Annotated in this window: 16 protein-coding genes and 1 riboswitch; of the genes, 11 read left to right on the top strand and 5 right to left on the bottom strand. The window is 46.2% G+C overall.

The features are described 5' to 3' along the window. Positions 1-4 precede the first annotated feature (4 nt). Positions 5-1,234 (top strand): 3-deoxy-D-manno-octulosonic acid transferase, encoded by a 1,230-nt coding sequence (locus tag ASC49_RS04090; protein WP_055461943.1) that lies wholly within the window; start codon positions 5-7, stop codon positions 1,232-1,234. 30 nt (positions 1,235-1,264) lie between these two features. After that, complete coding sequence (locus ASC49_RS04095; RefSeq protein ID WP_082443694.1) at positions 1,265-1,759, top strand: Lcl C-terminal domain-containing protein; 495 nt, start codon at positions 1,265-1,267, stop codon at positions 1,757-1,759. 66 nt (positions 1,760-1,825) lie between these two features. Here ASC49_RS04095 and ASC49_RS04100 read toward each other — a convergent pair whose 3' ends face one another. From ASC49_RS04100 to ASC49_RS04115, 4 genes are all read right to left on the bottom strand, one after another. Beyond that, complete coding sequence (locus ASC49_RS04100; RefSeq protein WP_055461945.1) at positions 1,826-3,595, bottom strand: DUF4153 domain-containing protein; 1,770 nt, start codon at positions 3,593-3,595, stop codon at positions 1,826-1,828. A 247-nt stretch (positions 3,596-3,842) separates the two neighbouring features. Continuing rightward, positions 3,843-6,275 (bottom strand): TonB-dependent siderophore receptor, encoded by a 2,433-nt coding sequence (locus ASC49_RS04105; RefSeq protein WP_055461946.1) that lies wholly within the window; start codon positions 6,273-6,275, stop codon positions 3,843-3,845. Between the two features lie 175 nt (positions 6,276-6,450). Further along, positions 6,451-7,464: a FecR family protein gene (locus ASC49_RS04110; RefSeq protein ID WP_055461947.1), complete on the bottom strand. Its 1,014-nt coding sequence runs from the start codon at positions 7,462-7,464 to the stop codon at positions 6,451-6,453. Positions 7,465-7,500: 36 nt separating this feature from the next. Beyond that, positions 7,501-8,085 carry an RNA polymerase sigma factor gene (locus ASC49_RS04115; protein ID WP_055461948.1) on the bottom strand — a complete coding sequence of 195 codons (585 nt, stop codon included), beginning with the start codon at positions 8,083-8,085 and terminating at the stop codon, positions 7,501-7,503. A 223-nt stretch (positions 8,086-8,308) separates the two neighbouring features. Next, positions 8,309-8,414: riboswitch (TPP riboswitch) on the top strand. Positions 8,415-8,459: 45 nt separating this feature from the next. On the opposite strand from ASC49_RS04115, the gene thiB reads away from it, so the two are divergent. From thiB to ASC49_RS04135, 4 genes are read left to right on the top strand one after another with little or no spacing between them, the layout of a single operon-like run. After that, positions 8,460-9,452, top strand: coding sequence for a thiamine ABC transporter substrate binding subunit (thiB, locus tag ASC49_RS04120; protein ID WP_055461949.1), 993 nt, complete (start codon positions 8,460-8,462; stop codon positions 9,450-9,452). Positions 9,453-9,455: 3 nt separating this feature from the next. Then, positions 9,456-11,036, top strand: a complete 1,581-nt coding sequence (gene thiP, locus ASC49_RS04125; RefSeq protein WP_055461950.1) for a thiamine/thiamine pyrophosphate ABC transporter permease — start codon at positions 9,456-9,458, stop codon at positions 11,034-11,036. Then, a complete protein-coding gene (locus ASC49_RS04130; RefSeq protein ID WP_055461951.1) occupies positions 11,023-11,727 on the top strand; it encodes a thiamine ABC transporter ATP-binding protein in 705 nt (234 codons plus the stop codon). The genes thiP and ASC49_RS04130 overlap by 14 nt, the downstream gene beginning before the upstream one ends. Before the next feature lie 45 nt (positions 11,728-11,772). Further along, positions 11,773-12,630: a DMT family transporter gene (locus ASC49_RS04135; protein WP_055461952.1), complete on the top strand. Its 858-nt coding sequence runs from the start codon at positions 11,773-11,775 to the stop codon at positions 12,628-12,630. Position 12,631: 1 nt separating this feature from the next. On the opposite strand, the gene ASC49_RS04140 is transcribed toward ASC49_RS04135, so the two are convergent. Then, entirely contained in the window at positions 12,632-13,531 is a 900-nt protein-coding gene (locus ASC49_RS04140; RefSeq protein WP_055461953.1) for a DMT family transporter, read from the bottom strand. Positions 13,532-13,822: 291 nt separating this feature from the next. Between ASC49_RS04140 and rpsF the strand changes: the two genes are divergently transcribed. The 5 genes from rpsF to dnaB all read left to right on the top strand — a co-directional run bounded on the left by rpsF (position 13,823) and on the right by dnaB (position 17,369). Then, complete coding sequence (gene rpsF / locus ASC49_RS04145) at positions 13,823-14,224, top strand: 30S ribosomal protein S6 (RefSeq protein WP_055461954.1); 402 nt, start codon at positions 13,823-13,825, stop codon at positions 14,222-14,224. A 22-nt stretch (positions 14,225-14,246) separates the two neighbouring features. Beyond that, on the top strand, positions 14,247-14,477 hold the full coding sequence (rpsR, locus tag ASC49_RS04150; protein ID WP_055461955.1) for a 30S ribosomal protein S18: 231 nt from the start codon (positions 14,247-14,249) through the stop codon (positions 14,475-14,477). 58 nt (positions 14,478-14,535) lie between these two features. Beyond that, entirely contained in the window at positions 14,536-15,360 is an 825-nt protein-coding gene (locus ASC49_RS04155; RefSeq protein WP_245624629.1) for a hypothetical protein, read from the top strand. A 31-nt stretch (positions 15,361-15,391) separates the two neighbouring features. Next, the gene (gene rplI, locus ASC49_RS04160; protein ID WP_055461957.1) at positions 15,392-15,838 is read left to right on the top strand and encodes a 50S ribosomal protein L9; all 447 of its coding nucleotides are present in this window, start codon (positions 15,392-15,394) and stop codon (positions 15,836-15,838) included. Between the two features lie 154 nt (positions 15,839-15,992). Next, positions 15,993-17,369, top strand: coding sequence for a replicative DNA helicase (gene dnaB, locus ASC49_RS04165; RefSeq protein WP_055461958.1), 1,377 nt, complete (start codon positions 15,993-15,995; stop codon positions 17,367-17,369). Positions 17,370-17,392 lie beyond the last annotated feature (23 nt).

A 17,392-nucleotide genomic window follows, 5' to 3' on the forward strand; every position in this document is an offset into this window, starting at 1 on the left:
GTGTATGTGGCTCTATCGTGTGTTGCTTGCCCTTGCGTCCCCCTTTATCGCGCGACGTATTTGGCGTTTTCACAAACGCTACGATAACTATCGAGTGCAGGAAGCGCTCGGTAACTGGGGAGTTGTGCAAGCGGATCTTTGGTTGCACTGTGCGTCCGTTGGCGAAGTGCTCGCAGCTAAGCCATTAATTACGCGATGGCTTGAGGCGCATCCTAGCAAGCAACTGCTGATCACCACGGTGACGCCAACCGGTGAAGAGCAAGTGCAAAAATGGTTTGCCGGTAACGTTCAACACCGTTATTTACCTTTAGACCACAAGATCTGTGTACAGCGGGCCTTAAGCCAGCTTCATTGTTCTCAGTTCGCTATTATCGAAACCGAGCTTTGGCCCAATTTACTTCAAGTAGCAAAAGCCAAAAGCATAACCATTCAAATCATTAATGCCCGTTTAAGTGAGCGTTCAGCCAAGCGTTATGAAAAGTTTGGCTGCTTCTCTAAACCTCTGATGGCTTTGCCGGATCGTTTCTTGGCTCACGCTGAAGCCGATGCAAAACGCTTTCGATCGTTGGGCGCAAAAGACGTCTCAGTGGTGGGCAATATCAAATTTGATATCACTGCGCCAGAAGACAGTGAAGTGCCTGTTTGGCGCGAAGCAATTGCTCCCAACCACGAATTTATTTGGGTTGCCGCCAGCACTCATGAGGGCGAAGATGCGCAGTTTTTAGAGGCGCACCAAGCTCTTAGAAAACAAATACCGCAAGCAAAATTGATCTTAGTCCCTCGCCATCCTGAGCGCTTTGATGCCGTTTATGAACTCAGCCAACAACAAGGCTTTCACACCGCTCGGCGCTCGGCTGATCAGCTGGATACTTGGGCGCAAGCAGAAGTGCTGCTCGGTGATAGTATGGGTGAAATGATGCGCTACTTCGCTATCTCTGATGTAGCCTTTGTTGCGGGCAGCATGATCGAACGGGGAGGGCACAACCCAATAGAACCCGCGATATTAGCTAAGCCAGTAATCGTTGGTGAACACACCTTTAACTTTGCCGACATCACAGAATCACTGATACACGATGGCGGTGCTGCACGAGTGCACTCGGTGAGTGAGTTGTTGGAACAGTTGCTTATACTGCAAGACGTCAAACAGCGACAAACCATGGGGCAAAAAGCCCTTATTAACGCTCAATCAAATCAAGGTGCGTTGGCGCGGGTATTAGATTATTTAAAAATTTAGGTTGGAACATGACCTATTTGAGAAATTTAAATGCATAGATATTTTATGGTTTGTATGTTGCTACTGGGGAGTAGCTATTCTGGCTTGGTATCGGCGAATGACGATGGCTTTTCAGGGCGCTTCACTGTTCATGAAGATGGAGTGGTACTGGATACATTGACTGGATTGACGTGGCAACGGTGCAGTTTAGGCGCCCGCTGGCAAGCAGAGCAAGGCTGCCTTGGGGAACCTGAGTTGATGACACTTGCCGAAGCTAAGTTCGCCGCCGCCCAATCGGGGGATGGATGGCGAGTTCCTAGTATTGAGGAGTTGTACAGTCTTGTCGCACCAGAGCAAGTGAATCCAGCAATCAATGCGACTGTTTTTCCCGATATCATAGATTCAAGCGAAGGGGCTCCCTATTGGAGTGTTACGCCAATTGCAGAGCTTCCTCCACTTACATACTATGTGGATTTTATGAGTGGCCGAGTAGATGGTCACAGTGATGGTTTTGCTCTTTCAGTGCGTCTTGTACGCGGTGAGTAATAATGTGTTGAGTCTTAAGGTCATTCACAGGTAAAGGGGAATCCCTTTACCTGTTGAGGCTGATCTTTACGGTTTCGTTTTATAATAAAAGTCAAAGCTGATGCTTTGTATGTCCGCGCGTTGTTCTTGTGTTTCCCCGCTTAGATGATTGAAGTCGATGCGGTAGAGCATATCTTTATTTTCACCGCGAATACTCATGTCATCACGCTGGTTATCTTCGCCACTCTGTGTTGCAAGTAATTGCTTAGCAAAAGCTTCTAAATCAAGTGTCACCGGCTCCATACCTGTCAATGTCACACTCAAATAGGGCGCCTTATATTCCACTATAAAGGTTTCTTCACCTGTCAGTGTGATTTCATGCTTCGGCGAGTCTTGCTCATCAGTGAGCATGTATAGGTAGTTGCTTTCAATTAAACGATCATAGCCAGCAATATCTTTGTAGTGCTGATCTTGTGGGTAAAATGCAAAGCTGTTCTCGTCTGGTGTCTCACTGTAATAGCTAACAAACTCGAATCCCATGGCTTCTGTTAACGAGTGAGCGATGCATTCAAAGTCATTGTCTTCTTTTGGGGCGCTAAACCAAGTTTTAATCAGATCATCGCGTTCTGTTTGGCATAGATACATCAAGATAGAGCTGATGTTCTTTCGTGTTTCAAAACTTGGCTCAACCGTTGGGGCAACGATCTTTCCGTTTACTAGGATATTGTTTTCTATCAGCATAGTTTCCAATCTAGCTTTTTGGCTTTGCCCTGAAACGGAAATAGCACTCCATGGCCCTATGGTGGCGATGAGCATCAATACGGCTAGCGACATGGGGATTGCTCGAATAGGTAAACGCTTGAGAGTTCCGGCAATCGCTAAAAATGCAAACCATATGGCTGATATGGCTAACATGTAGCGCGATTCAGTGATGCCATAAGCGTTGATGCGTTCCCAAATTGCATAGAAATGGAAGCCGACAGGAACGATCATGGCCGGAAACAGTATTCGGTAAAATAAGCGTAGTTGGGGGGCTCCGTGCTCACGTAGAGGATGTGCCAACAAATACGTGATGATTCCGGCGCCAATAAAGCCGCTAATCAAATAAGCTAAATGCCCATTCGGTACCTCACCCGTTACCAGAATCTTTATAAAATACGCATAAAGAACCCCAAGATAGATAAACACCATGGGGGCTGAAATCCAGTTCACAATAAACTTAAGCCCGGTAGGTGTGTTGCAATCTTCCTTGGTAAACGTAAAGCGCTCTGGCACCCAGCTTAGTGCATATAAGGGACCTAAAATTAAGCAGGCGAATGACCAAATATCGTTGTATACCTCACTCGGAATCGGCACGCTAAACAGAATATCAACCGCCCAAAGCGCTGTGCACAGACCTCCAGCGAAGAGTAGTAGGGCGACATAGGACACCACAACCCCGAACCACATTTTATGGTTGAAAAACCAAACAGAAAGATCGTCCCCACTCCTTAAGTAAGGCGCAATCATCAATGCTAACAGGAGCGCAGGGAGCAAGTAGAAAAAATGCATCCACCATAAAGATGGTAACCACGCCAATGCCGTAATCGCACCGACACACAGAATAGATACACCGTATTCTTTAGTCCGGCTTAAGCCTTGGCTTTGGGCCAGCAGTCGAATGATTCCAAGCATGATAAATGATGTCCCTAGGACAACGATCAAACGCTCGATAAATTTGTCATCAATGCTAACGGCTTGATGGTTAAGTAGTAGACTAATCACAAACAATGTTGACGTGCATATTACGGATAAAGGAAAGCGTATAACCGTATCCATTAAGTCATTGAATGGAAAAATTTTGTTTAATAATTTCAAAGTGTTAGATCCTTTTAAACGCCGAAACTACGAGGTGCTTGTTTTTAACATGAATCATACTGGGACAGTCGTGTTAGTCAATGTAAATGCCTACTCAAAAGGCTCTAGCATCACAGACTGGCGAGAGGGGCAAAGAGGCCGAAAAGAATAGCTGTTGTGAGGTGCGTTATAGCGAACGCCTGATTCATAGGCTTTTAGAAATAGCATGATCGAATCAGGCGTTTTTATCAGAAAACTATTACGGATTTTAAAACTTCATGTCCAGCTCAACATAAGCGGTTGTTGGCGCTCCTTTGCTGATACCGGCACCGTAAGGTTGGTCCGGCCCACTCAGTGAGTAATAGTCTTCGTTGAAGAGGTTCTTCACACCAAAGGCAATGATATTGTCCTGATTACTTGGGTTAAACTGATAGCTAATGCGGGTATTCCAGAGAGAAAAAGATGGTAGTTTTCCAGTGTAATAGGTATTACTGTTTACCGTCAGATCATCGGTGTTTTCGTTGTCTGCGTATTGGGATGTTTGACTGTAATTATCTAGGTTCCATGTCCAGCGGCCTGTTTGATATTCCATACCAAGGTTTGTGACAACATTGGAGTAATAAGGTAGCTCTTTTCCTTTTAAGTCACCATCACGGAACTCTGCTTGGGTATAAGCCAAATTTCCGTACACGCTAACCCCTGTGTTTGGAAAAGCATAGCTCGCCCCTAGTTCGACACCGTAATGTTGAGTCTCACCTTTGTTGACGTGGTATTCCAAACCGTCGTCGTACTGTAGCTGATTATCAAAGTTGATATTAAACAAGGTCATTTCAGCACTTAGATTATCCTTGTTATAACGTCCGCCAACTTCAATCGTTTTCGCGATCTCTGGTTTTAGCGTATTTCTTTCGGTATCTGACAACTGTAAGTGCTGCAAGGTACCAAAGGATGTACTGTAGTTAGAGAATAAGGTTGTTGCTGGAGACATTAGATAAGCGACACTCAATGACGGTAAGACTTCGTTGTAGTGCCTTTCGTTGCGGAAATCGTTTTCGTTGTTTTTTCTGACCTTGCTGTGACGGAAGACGGTTACATCCTCAAAACGAACCCCAGGAGTGATGCGCCAATCACCCATGCTGATTTTATCGTCAATAAAGGCTGCATGAGCGGTGGTACCGGCACTGTCGACGCTACGCAAAACGCCAGTAACAGACCTTGGAGCAGCACCAGCAGCGAAGTTATTCCAGCGGTATCTTTCTATATCGGCTTCTTCTTTGATAAAGCGGTAACCAACGGACACTTCGTGATCGGTATCACCGATATATAAGAGTTGGCTAAAACGAGGCTCTATACCAAAGACATTGTATTCTCGGTCCCATTCGTCATAGCGCTGGCGCGAATCAGGGTTAAATTGCAGACCATAACCACGGAAAGTATTGGCGGCATACGCTTGGATTTCGAATTGCTGTGCGTCGCTTAAATCATTGATATAGCGAATTCGGCCCTCTGTGCGATCGCCTTTAAAATGGTTGTAATCATAACGGGATTGCCAAGGATCAGAGGCGTATTCTTGCGGGTTCAAGCCTCCAGGAATTTTCGTTTTGCCTTTATAATAGCGCAGGTGGCCGTCTAGGCTTTCAGTATCAGAGAGCCAAACCTCGCCTTTTACAAGTAAATCATCAATGTCTTCATCGGAGTTTTCTCGATAACCTTCCCCATGACTGCCGGAGTAAAATACGGCTAGGCCTGTATCTTCATTTAACTTGCCACTTGCCGAAGCGCTAACTTGCCCAAGGAAATTTTGCTCGCCAGCATCAATGGCTGTTTCCGATTTTAAACGTAGGCGAGATGTGGTTTCCTCAGTAATCTTGGGAGTAACAAAGTTAATGATGCCACCCACGTTTTGTGGTCCATAACGGACCGAACTACCACCTTTGACTACGTCGATAGAAGCTAAGTTACCCAATGCGGTAGGGGCGATAGACAAATGCGGTTGACCATATGGAGCAAACGATAATGGCATGCCGTCTAACAGGATGGTGGATTTTTCGGAAAAACGTGATTGTAAACCACGTACACCAATGCTAAGGGCATGATTACCGCCGTAGCTTTCGGCCGGAACTCGTACCTGAACACCAGGGATTTTTCGAAATGCCTCGCTAAGAGAGCTTGCTCCAGACTTTTCGATTTCCTCTTGAGTCAAACGATTTCGGGCACCGGGGAAAGTATGTACAGTACCTTGGTCCACATTGCTCAGCCAGTCTCCAGTAATAGATAACTGATCTAATTCGACACTTTGGGCGTTATTCGCTTTGATGACTTCTAGACTTAATAGGTTATCCGAATCAATCTGATAGACCACATTGGTATGTTTTAACAAGGTATCAAGCGCTTGCTTTGTGCTCATATTACCTTTTACTGCTTGCCCCTGAAGACCGTCGAGTTGACCCGGCGTGAGGATGATATGTAAGCCCGTATGCTCCGCTAAGTCAGTGATTGAACGGCTTAGAGCTTGTGCCGGAATATCAAAATATTGGCTTTGTGTCAGTTGGGAGCTCGAACTTTGTTGAGCATAAGCGCTTGGTATCAAGCTAATGGTTAGGGCTGTTGTGAGTAGTCCCGCGGCGATATATTTGTTGTATTGGTTTTGATTGCTCTGGCGAATGGCCACATTAAGGTGGGTCAGTTTTGGAACGGACATCCGTTACTCCTGTTGTTTACCGATATATTTACAGAGAATAATTCTCGTTTTCAATGTTAGGTAAGACGTATTAGGAGGTCAGACGCCCAACCCTAATGAGCACTTTTTCTGAGTTTTTTGCGTATAGGGTTGGGGGAGGTGGTCTAAGTACTCGTAAAATCTGGAGAGTGGCTGTTTAGCGCAATAACACCAGACGATGGAATAATGTGTTCGCCTCGAGATGAAGGCTTTTGTTTAGCATCTTTAGGGTCAGATCCAAATCTCCTAAAGGTATTACTCCCGTTATTTTCTCTGCTCTACGATCAATGTCTAATAGAACGAGTTTTTGCGAATAGTGACGGTTTAGTAGGGCTACTACGTCAGATAATGGCACATCATCTAACCTCAGTAAGTGACGCTTCCAGTCTGGCAAATACAGTTCATGGTTCTTAGTTAGAGAGAGTGAGCCTGTATCTTTACTGAATGAGACACCTTGGCCTGCTTCTAATGTAAGGCTGGCTATTTTTTCCTGATTATGCCGCGGGAAATCGACCTTCAGTTTACCTTCAGTTAATGTCGTTTGAACTTCATGTTCTAGCTGACGAACATTAAACGCTGTGCCCACGGCCGTTGCGATTACGCCTTGGCTACTAACACGAAAAGGCTGTGTTTTGCTCTTCGCGACTTCAAAAAAAGCTTCGCCATACAATAGTTCAATACTACGAAACGAGTCTGAGTAGTTTACATTCACGGCACTTTGGCTATTAAGATGCAGCGTGCTGCCATCCGCCAAGCGAATGGTTTGTTGCTCGCCGACAGTCGTGAAATAGTCAGGGGAATACCAGAGATGGGGGGGTAAAAGTGCGACCACTAAAGCGACTAATGTGGTCACTGACAGTGCTGACAAAACGCGTTGCTTGGAGAACCATTTGGGAACGTGTTTTGGTGTCTCAAGCTTGCAATGAGAGCCTTGTGTTTTCGTCGCATCTTCTTTTGCTGAAGAAACTACTTTCTCTGTTGCTGTGCCCATGTCTTGCCACAGCAGGCAAGTTTCTAGGTATAAGGCTTCATGCTCTTTCTCTTGCTCAAGCCACTGTTTAAATTGATCGAGTAATGGCTGATTATCTGGCTCAGCTTGAAGTTTGATAAACCATTCTTGGGCCTGTTCATGGGCCGTGTTGTTGATATTTTGGGGAATGTTGGTTTTCATAGTTTTAATGTTCTGCCCATTAACTCTTGATACGCATTAGTTAAGGTCGGTGATTAATGCGCTACGGCATTTTTGTAATGCATTTTTCAAGTGTTTTTCCACCATGGTTTGAGAGACATCCATCTCCTTCGCGACTTCCTTAAGTGTCATTTCTTGCAGTCGTGCCAACACTAAGGCTTCCTTTGCTCGCTCCGGTAATTGAGAAATGGCCCACTGTAACTGTTCTAAATGACGCGTTTTGATCACCTCTTCTAGGTGCTCTGGTTCTGGAGATATCAACTCTTCTAATGCCTCATCTGTCTCAAACACGGGCTTTTTTTGCTGCTGACGTAAATGATCGAGGGCTAAATTGGTGGCAACCTTCATGAGGAACGACTTAGGTTGGCGAATGACTTCAATTCCTGGGATGTTAGACAAACGCACAAAAGTATCCTGTAAAAGATCCTCTGCAATGTCCCTATTTTTTACCATACTGAGCAAATGCGAAAGAATATTTTGCCTGTGCTCCTGATACATCCTTGCTATGACCTGCTCTTTCTGACTTTGGCGAGAATCCGAAATGTCAGCTTTGTGTAAGACATCTTCCTTGTTAACGGGACTATCCAAAAAAATGCTACTCATTTTCCTGACTCGGGTTGGGTGTTGGGGGAAAGCATACGTCTTTATTTAGTAATGTTAATTATTATCAAATGAGAATATTTATTATACACATTTTTATCAAAAGAAATGTGTGAAGAGGGAAGGCGCTGCAGGCGAACAACTCAATGTCAGTTGGAGTCGCAGTCTTTTTAAGACTATTACGTAATGTTTAGACATCCGCTTAGGGTTTGCTAGAATAGCGCTGATTTATCTCATGGGGTGTGGCTTTGGCCGCTGAGAAACCATTGCTGGTTAACCCATTGAACCTGAACCAGATCATGCTGGCGTAGGAATTGAGATAGCAAGCCCTTCACATCTTGCCCATCCAGTTATACGCCGCTCATTTAGGAGCGACTATGTCTTTCAAATCGTTTGCGTTGGCAACAACGGCTTTATTAGCGACCTCTTTGGTGTCTGCTGAAACCTTAACTGTGTATACCTATGATGCCTTTGCATCGGAATGGGGCCCGGGCCCTAAAATCAAAACCAATTTTGAAGCACAGTGTGGCTGTGAACTAAACTTTGTGGCGCTGGATTCATCGGTAGGCATTTTGTCCCGTGTTCAACTTGAAGGTGAAGCGTCTGAAGCGGATGTGCTGCTTGGTCTTGATCTCAACGTGATGGAGGCGGCGAAACAAACGGGGTTACTAGAGAAACACAGCGTGGATACCTCAAACGTCACCACACCTGGTGGTTGGAATGACGACAACTTTGTGCCATTCGACCAAGGTTACTTTGCCTTTATCTACGACAGTGAAAAGCTGGCAACAGCCCCGACATCGCTAAAGGATGTAGTGGAAAACCAAGATCTGAAAGTCATTTACCAAGACCCTCGCACGTCAACACCAGGTTTAGGGTTATTGCTTTGGATGAAAGCTGTCTACGGTGATCAGGCTGCAGACGCATGGGCGAAGCTGGCAAGTCATACCGTGACGGTCACGAAAGGCTGGTACGATGGTTACAGTTTGTTCCTAAAAGGGGAAGCGGACGTGGTATTAAGCTACACCACATCGCCTGCTTACCACATCGTTGCTGAGGGCGAACACAAATACAAAGCCGCTGAAGCAAGTGAAGGGTTTTACCCGCAAATCGAAGTGGCGGCAGTGCTAGAGAATGCGCCAAACAAAGCGTTAGCTGAACAGTTTATGCAGTTTATCCTAGAGCCGGGCTTCCAAAATGTGGTGGCGACGGGCAACTGGATGTACCCAGTCATGGCGAATGTGGATCCACTGCCAGAAGCCTTTACCTCTCAACCGCAACCAACCAAAGTGCTAACGCTGGATGCTGAGCAAGTGGCTCAAAATCGTCAGGCGTGGATCAATGAATGGTTGGAAGCGACGACCCACTAAGCTTTGATCTTCTCCTCCCATTTACGCCCAGCATGGCTGGGCGTTGCTGTTTATCTGGTAATCGCGGGCGCTGCGCTGGTTGCGTTGCTTGGTTACGCGTCGCCAAGTGATTGGGGGCGCTATCTCGCGGATCCCTATACGTGGCGTGTGGTGCGTTTTTCGTTTACTCAAGCGAGCCTAAGTGCACTGTTAAGTATTCTGCTTGCCATACCGATGGCGTCCTGCCTGTTTCATCGGCGCTTTATTGGGCGTCAAACACTGTTGTCTCTGTTTGCCATTTCCATGGTGGTGCCGACCATCGTGGCGATTCTTGGCATTGTTGTGGTCTATGGTCGTAACAGCTGGTTTACTTCGCTGTTTGGTGTGTCATTTCCCCTTTATGGCCTAGGCGGCATTTTATTAGCCCATGTGTTTTTCAATATGCCGCTTGCGGTACGGGTGATCTTGCAGGCTTATCAATTGATTCCAGATGCTCAGTGGCGTCTTGCCAGCCAATTGGGGTTGTCCCGTTGGCATGTATTTCGTTTGATTGAATGGCACTATCTTAAAAAGAATCTGCCAGGCTTGTTTCTGCTGATTTTTATGTTGTGTTTCTCAGGCTTTGCTGTGGTCTTAAGTTTGGGGGGCGGGCCGCGCTCCAGTACCTTAGAAGTGGCCATTTATCAGGCTTTACGCTTTGAATTTGATTTGAATAAAGCCAGTTATTTGTCTTTACTGCAGGTGTTTATTTGCTCATTAGTTGCCCTGGCTGTGTATAAGCTGGTGCCCGCTATTCGACAAGATGTCAGCTTGTATCAAGGGGCGCGTTTGCTTATGCGCAGCAGCCGTTTGGCCATGCTGGTGGACTTTGGGTCGTTAATCATTGTGTTGTTGTGGATATTGCCGCCATTTATTGCCATTTTCGCGCCGATTGTGACGCCGTTGTTTTGGCAAACCTTATGGCAAAGTGATCTGTGGTGGTCGTTGTGGCACTCAGTTCGCATCGCTTTGCCATCGGGGGTGTTGGCTTTATTGATTGGTTTAAGCATTGCCGCGTTGGCGCGCGCTTTACGTTGGCGTCGAGGTGGCGACGGGTGGGCGCAAAAATTGGAACAATCCGGTAACTTGGTGTTGATGGTGCCAAGTTTGGTATTGGCAACAGGCTTATTTTTAATGTTCCGTAATATCGGCATCAGCATTAAGCATGCGTACTGGATTGTGGTGTGGGTCAATGCGGTAATGGCTTTGCCGTTTGTGCTGCGGGCCATTATGCCGACGGTATATCAGCAGGAAAAGCGCTTTCGTCATTTGTATGAGCAGATGAATGTGGTTGGTCTGGCTCGCTTGCGTATGGAATGGTCGCAGATTCGTTCAGCAGTGGCGCAAGGCTTGGCCTATGCGGTATTGCTCAGTCTTGGGGACTTAGGTGTGGTGGCTTTGTTTGGCTCAAAAGGCTTGGAAACCTTGCCCATGTATTTGTATCAACTGATTGGCTCTTACCGTGTTGAGCAAGGTGCCTGTGTGGCTGTTGTGTTGATTTTGCTCTGTTTGGTTTTATTTTCTTTGATCAATCGCCTAATAGGAGGTCGCCGTGTTGTCGTTTGATTTACGCTATCGTTGGCAAGATTTTCAAGCCCACTATCAAGCGCAACTCCCATTAGGTGTCACTTCGATACTGGGAGCGAGTGGGGGAGGCAAGAGTACCTTGCTGGCCTTGCTGGGTGGGTACATTGAAGGGCAAGGTAGCATTCAATTTGAGGGTCAAGAGCTGCTGTCGTTAGCACCTTATGAGCGCCCTATTACCACCTTATTTCAGAGCGATAATCTCTTTCCGCAATTGAGTGTCTGGGACAATATTGCCATTGGTCTGTCGCCGTCACGCTCATTGAGCGACGAGCAAAAACACAAAGTGCATTGGGCTTTAGAGCAGGTTCAGCTACAAGTGTATGCCGACAAGTTTCCTGATCAGTTGTCTGGAGGTCAGGCCCAGCGAGTAGCTATCGCTCGTGTGCTGGTTCGTAAAAAGCCCATTTTGTTGTTAGATGAGCCCTTTAGTGCGCTGGACCCTAAGTTGCGTTCAGATATGCTGCATTTGATTAAAGATCTTACTCATCGCTATCAATGGACCACCCTTATGGTGACTCATAGTCCAGCGGATGCAATGTTGTTGGGGGGGCAAGCGTTGCTGCTGGAGGAAGGTAGGGTGGTTGTTCAAGCCGACGCTAAAATATTAAGCGAAATTCCACCAGATTCTCCGTTTAACCGCTATCTGCATATTTCCATGCCCGTTAAATAAAGCGATGATAGCGCACCACTCTGTTTGACCCGCAAGGAACTGTCTGTGAACGATATTTACCTCGTGAAAAAAGGTATCTACGCAACCATTGCTTACGCTTTTATTATGTCTATTACGGCGGTGGCTGCAAAGCAGGTGCAAACCCAAATAGCGGTACCTGTGTTGGTATTTTGGCAAAGCTTGTTTTGTCTTGTGATTTTGTTTCCTCAGATGTGGGGGAAATGGCAGCGACGCCCGTTGCATGTCATCAAAGCGCACTTTCTTCGTAGTCTCGGTGGTTTTGTTGGCTTCTTATTTTACTACTGGGCACTGAATCATATTCCGTTAGTCGAAGCGTCCTTGTTGCGTTCCTGTGCCCCTTTGTGTGTGCCTTTTGTAGTGTTGATCATGCATCGTGTGATGATTCCAAAAGCCCGTTGGTTACCATTATTGATAGGTTTTATTGGGGTGGCGTTGGTTATCAATCCAACCCCAGGACATTTTAACCCTTGGCATATAGTGGGGTTCTTGTCGGCCGTTGGCTTAGCTTTCTCAATGGTTACCACTCGTATGCTGAGCAGTCATGTATCAGGGCAAGAGACGATGTTTGTCTATTTTGCGTTCTCGGCATTGATGTCGTTGCCATTGGCATTTGGGCAAGGGGAAAGCTTAGCGTTGCCTTCAGATACCTGGATTTGGGTATTGCTAGTTTCTGCTACCTTGTATGTGGGCATGTATTTATACACGTTAGCTTACACTTATGCGCCCGCGAGTGTGGTATCACCTGTGAGCTATATTGGTATTGTGTTTGCTGGATTTTGGGGGTGGGTTATTTGGGGGCATGTCCCAGATTGGCTGGCCATCTCTGGGACCGTGTTGATTTTCTTGAGTATTCTGATCAGTGCACGTTTGAATCGAAAGTAAATTAAGCTTTGGCTTTATCCTGTTTAACGCGTTGGTTCAAAATGGTGGCGATGCCAATGCCAGTGAAAATAAGCAGGATGCCGATACCATGGAAGCTTTCAATTTGCTCTCCCAAGAAGAGTACAGATAGAAAAATACTAAATACCGGCAGCAGGTGAACAAAGTGGCCTGCTACCGCTGCCCCCAATTTTTGTACACCGATATTCCAGCAGATAAACGCGCCAATCGAAGCAAAAATCCCCATATAGACAATGGCTCCCCAGTTGGCGCTGGTAAGCGCTGTAACATCACTGCTGGAGAATAGTAAAAATAGTGGGAACTGAATGCAGGTGCCCATTATTGCAGTGACGGCAAAGAAGCTCAGAATGTTCATCGCAGGACGCTTGGTTAGCAACACTGAGTAAATAGCCCAGCTTACTGCAGCGCTGATGATCCACAGATCGCCACTGGAAATGGTTAAATGTAAAAAGGTGTCTAGGCTACCGCGGCTGACAATCACAATGGCGCCAATCGTTGAAATCAAAATGCCGGTATTCTGTAACGCACTGGTTTTGCTGCCCAGTAACAGTCGAGCGGTGATCAAAATCATCACTGGCATGATGGAGTTGAGTAATACGGCATTAGTAACCGTAGTGGACGTCAGGCCAATGTAGAGAAATAGGTTGTAATTACAGATGCCTAAAAAGGCAAAAAACAGCAGCATGGGCCAGTGTTTTTGGATTAATCCCCAGTCGCTGATGATTTTCTTATAAGCGAAGGGCAGGATCAGCAAACAGGCGATACTCCAGCGGAAAAAAGAGATAGTGTAAGGATCAATACCATCCGATACCGTTAGGCGTCCTAATACATAGTTTCCGGACCAAAATAAAATCGGTAGCAATAAATAGACAAAAGCGGGCATAGCAAGTCCTTGCTGATTTTTTCTAAGCAAAACAGAATCATTACAATAGTGGCTCAACATAACCAGTAATCACTGACCTGTCTAGGATTGCAGGGTGGAACTTACGCCATTTAGGCGACCCAGTGAAACAGTCTTTTTAAAAGGCACCAAAGAAAAGGTTAAATTTTATCCGCTTAGGCTTTTTAATTTTATGGGGGCAGTATATAATTCGCGTCCCCGTAAACCATACTCCTTGTCTCACAGCTTTTTAACGGGGAAAGCGTGGAGACTAAGAACCCATAAGGAGCAATCATGCGTCATTATGAAATCGTGTTTCTGGTACACCCAGATCAAAGCGAACAAGTTCCAGCAATGGTCGAGCGTTACACTAACTTGATCACTGAAGACGGCGGTAAAGTACACCGTCTAGAAGACTGGGGCCGTCGTCAACTAGCTTACCCAATCAACAAAATCCACAAAGCGCACTACGTTCTTATGAACATTGAAGCGTCTGAAGGTGTGATGGCTGAGCTAAACGACACTTTCCGTTACAACGATGCGATCATCCGTAACCTAGTTATCCGTCGTAAAGAAGCGGTAACTGAAGTGTCTCCAATCAAAGCTGCTGAAAGCCGTGAAGAGCGTCGTTCTGCTCCACAGCGTGAAGAGCACAAATCAGAAGCTGCGGACAACGCAGAAGACTCTGCTGAATAATTGATTAATTAGGAGATACACTATGGCTCGTTTTTTCCGTCGTCGTAAATTCTGCCGTTTCAGTGCAGAAGGCGTTAAAGAGATCGATTACAAAGATCTAGACACTCTAAAAGGTTACATCACTGAAACTGGTAAAATTGTACCAAGCCGTATTACTGGCACACGTGCACGCTACCAGCGTCAGCTAGCGACTGCTATCAAACGCGCTCGCTACATCGCTTTGCTTCCTTACACTGACGGTCACTTCAATTAATAAGTGATTTAAGAAGTATTTCATGGGCGGCTTGGCTAACTGGGTAATGATAAAACGCATGAATGCGATCCTTGTGGTGGCATTGTGCAGCATCATACCGATGATGTTTTGGCTAGGCGCTGCGGTCTTAGGACTGGTTGTACTTCGCAAAGGTGTAAAAGACGGAATACCCGTGATCGCTTGGGGTGGCTTACCGGCACTTGTGCTGTGGGTCATTCAAGGTGATGCGACGGCATTCATGGTGTTGATTGACACATTTATTTTAGCCTATGTGCTGAGAGAAAAGGTGTCTTGGGCTTGGGTGATGCTAGGGGCAAGTCTTCTTGCTGTGCTGTCATCCCTGATCCAGCCGCTACTCATGGCGGATCTGTTAGATATGGTCGCAGACCTGATCCAGCAGATTTTAAGCAGCAGTGAGGAAGGGGTAACGATTCCTTCAAAGGAAGATATTATCCAGCAAGCGGTGATCGCCATGTCTGTTGTGCAGGCGTACATTGCGGTGGCAGCGCTATTCTTGGCGCGTCGCTGGCAGGCACGATTGTACAATCCAGGCGGATTAAAGAAGGAGTTTAATGAATTTAGACTCCCTCTGTCAGTTGCATTGATTCTCGGTGCAATGGTGTTGGTTGGCGAAAGCCTTGGTGGCGGCTTTGAGGTATTGTCTCGCGCTGCTGTACCGGCATTAGTAATCCCTGGTCTCGCACTGGTCCATGGTATTCTGGCATTAAAGAAAATTGGGATGGTCGGTCTGGTTGTATTTTACCTGATTGGCATTTTGGTACTGAGTGTTTACTTCGCGAATATTTTGATCTTCCTTGCGGTGGTCGATAGCTTTGTAAACATTCGTGGACGAATGTCATCAAAACCAACTGACGTCAATTAAAAGCTAGTTAATTTATTTAGAGGTGATCGAGATGGATGTGATTCTACTCGACAAAGTAGGCAAACTAGGCGGTATCGGTGACGTTGTTGCTGTTAAACCAGGTTTTGCACGTAACTTTTTGATTCCAAACAAAAAAGCTGTAATGGCTACTAAAGCAAACTTGTCTTCTTTTGAAGAGCGTCGTGCTGAGCTTGAAGCTCAAGCTGCTGAGCGTAAAGCTGCTGCAGAAGTTCGTGCTCAGTCTCTAGAAGGTAAGACTTTCACAATCACTGCTAACGCTGGTGACGAAGGTAAGCTATTCGGCTCTATCGGTACTCGTGACATCGCTGATGCGATCGTTGCTGGTGGCGTTGAAGTTGCTAAATCTGAAGTACGTCTTCCAGAAGGTGCTCTACGTAACGTAGGTGCTTACGAAGTTGACGTTCAACTACACTCTGAAGTAACTGTTGCAGTTACTCTAGAAGTTGTAGCTCAGTAATTTCTAACGAAATTATTGCTTCAAAGAGAGGCATTCCGCTTAGGCGGAGTGCCTTTTTTTATGTCTGTACCACGACAAAATCAACATTGAAAAGCTAGGCTAGAGTGATAAGCTTTGTGGTCTTGTCTACCCCTGACTCACGAGAGAGTGTTACGTGCAATTAGAAGATTCTGAAGTCTCCTCCATTAAATTACCGCCTTACTCGATTGAGGCAGAGCGCTCGGTTATTGGTGGCTTGATGCTGGACCCACAAGCCTGGGAAAAAGTGTCTGAAGTGGTCATGGCGGATGACTTTTATCGACCTGAGCACCGCGCTATTTTTTCAGTGATTGCTCGCTTAGCCGACGATACTGAGCCGGCAGACGTGGTCACCATCAGTGAGCGTCTAGATAAGCGCGGTGAACTGGAGGATGTGGGTGGTATCGCCTACCTGATTGAAATGGTAGAAGCCACACCTAGTGCGGCAAACATTGCTTCTTATGCCGAGATTGTCCGTGAACGATCGGTATTGCGCCGCCTGATCAGCACCACCAATGAAATTAACACGCGCGCTTATCACCCGGAAGGGATGACGGCTTCAGAAATTGTTGAAGATGCGGAGCGCCGTATTTTTCAGCTCAGTGGTGACGGTGAGAAAAAAGGGGGGCCTCGTGTTGTCTCTGAAATTCTTAGTAAAACCGTTGATAAAATTGATGAGCTGTACCACCGTGAAGGCTCCATTACTGGCTTAAGTACCGGTTTTACCGACTTAGATGCAATGACTTCTGGCTTGCAGCCATCGGACTTGATTATCGTAGCTGGTCGTCCATCGATGGGTAAAACGACCTTTGCCATGAACTTGGTAGAAAACGCTACTATGATTAGTGAGCTGCCGGTGGTGGTTTTCAGTCTTGAGATGCCTGCAGAGCAGCTGATGATGCGTATGTTGTCGTCTTTAGGGCGCATTGATCAGACGCGAATGCGCTCAGGGCAATTGATTCAGGAAGATTGGGATAAACTGATGTCAGCGGTCAAAATGCTAAAAGACCGTAAATTGTTTATTGACGATACCGCAGGGATCAGCCCAACAGAAATGCGTTCACGTACACGACGTATCGCCCGTGAGCATGGTGGTATAGCGTTGATCATGATCGACTATTTGCAGCTGATGCAAATTCCGGGTTACAGCGAGGGGCGTACTAACGAGATTTCTGAGATCTCGCGATCTCTTAAAGCTATTGCCAAAGAGATGGAATGTCCGGTTATTGCTCTGTCTCAGCTTAACCGTAGTCTTGAGCAGCGTCCTAATAAACGTCCAGTTAACTCGGATTTGCGTGAATCGGGTGCAATCGAGCAGGATGCGGACATTATTTCATTTGTATATCGAGACGAGGTATACCATGAAGATACGCCTCACAAAGGGATCGCTGAAATTATCATTGGTAAGCAGCGTAATGGTCCGATTGGGACCTGTCGCTTAGCTTTTATCGGTAAATTTACGCGCTTTGAGGATTTGGCGCCGGATGCTTACCGAGATTTTGAGGATGAATAGGTCTTTTTTGTTGCGAAAAGTAT

The organism is Marinomonas fungiae (genome assembly GCF_001418205.1).
In the GTDB taxonomy this organism is placed as follows: domain Bacteria; phylum Pseudomonadota; class Gammaproteobacteria; order Pseudomonadales; family Marinomonadaceae; genus Marinomonas; species Marinomonas fungiae.

Bases quoted from the DNA above. Each gene is read 5' to 3' on its own strand.
- ASC49_RS04110 (WP_055461947.1), bottom strand. From the start codon at position 7,464: ATGAAAACCAACATTCCCCAAAATATCAACAACACGGCCCATGAACAG.
- ASC49_RS04090 (WP_055461943.1), top strand. From the start codon at position 5: ATGTGGCTCTATCGTGTGTTGCTTGCCCTTGCGTCCCCCTTTATCGCG.
- ASC49_RS04095 (WP_082443694.1), top strand. From the start codon at position 1,265: ATGCATAGATATTTTATGGTTTGTATGTTGCTACTGGGGAGTAGCTAT.
- rpsF (WP_055461954.1), top strand. From the start codon at position 13,823: ATGCGTCATTATGAAATCGTGTTTCTGGTACACCCAGATCAAAGCGAA.
- thiB (WP_055461949.1), top strand. From the start codon at position 8,460: ATGTCTTTCAAATCGTTTGCGTTGGCAACAACGGCTTTATTAGCGACC.
- ASC49_RS04105 (WP_055461946.1), bottom strand. From the start codon at position 6,275: ATGTCCGTTCCAAAACTGACCCACCTTAATGTGGCCATTCGCCAGAGC.
- rpsR (WP_055461955.1), top strand. From the start codon at position 14,247: ATGGCTCGTTTTTTCCGTCGTCGTAAATTCTGCCGTTTCAGTGCAGAA.
- rplI (WP_055461957.1), top strand. From the start codon at position 15,392: ATGGATGTGATTCTACTCGACAAAGTAGGCAAACTAGGCGGTATCGGT.
- ASC49_RS04155 (WP_245624629.1), top strand. From the start codon at position 14,536: ATGAATGCGATCCTTGTGGTGGCATTGTGCAGCATCATACCGATGATG.
- ASC49_RS04140 (WP_055461953.1), bottom strand. From the start codon at position 13,531: ATGCCCGCTTTTGTCTATTTATTGCTACCGATTTTATTTTGGTCCGGA.
- ASC49_RS04115 (WP_055461948.1), bottom strand. From the start codon at position 8,085: ATGAGTAGCATTTTTTTGGATAGTCCCGTTAACAAGGAAGATGTCTTA.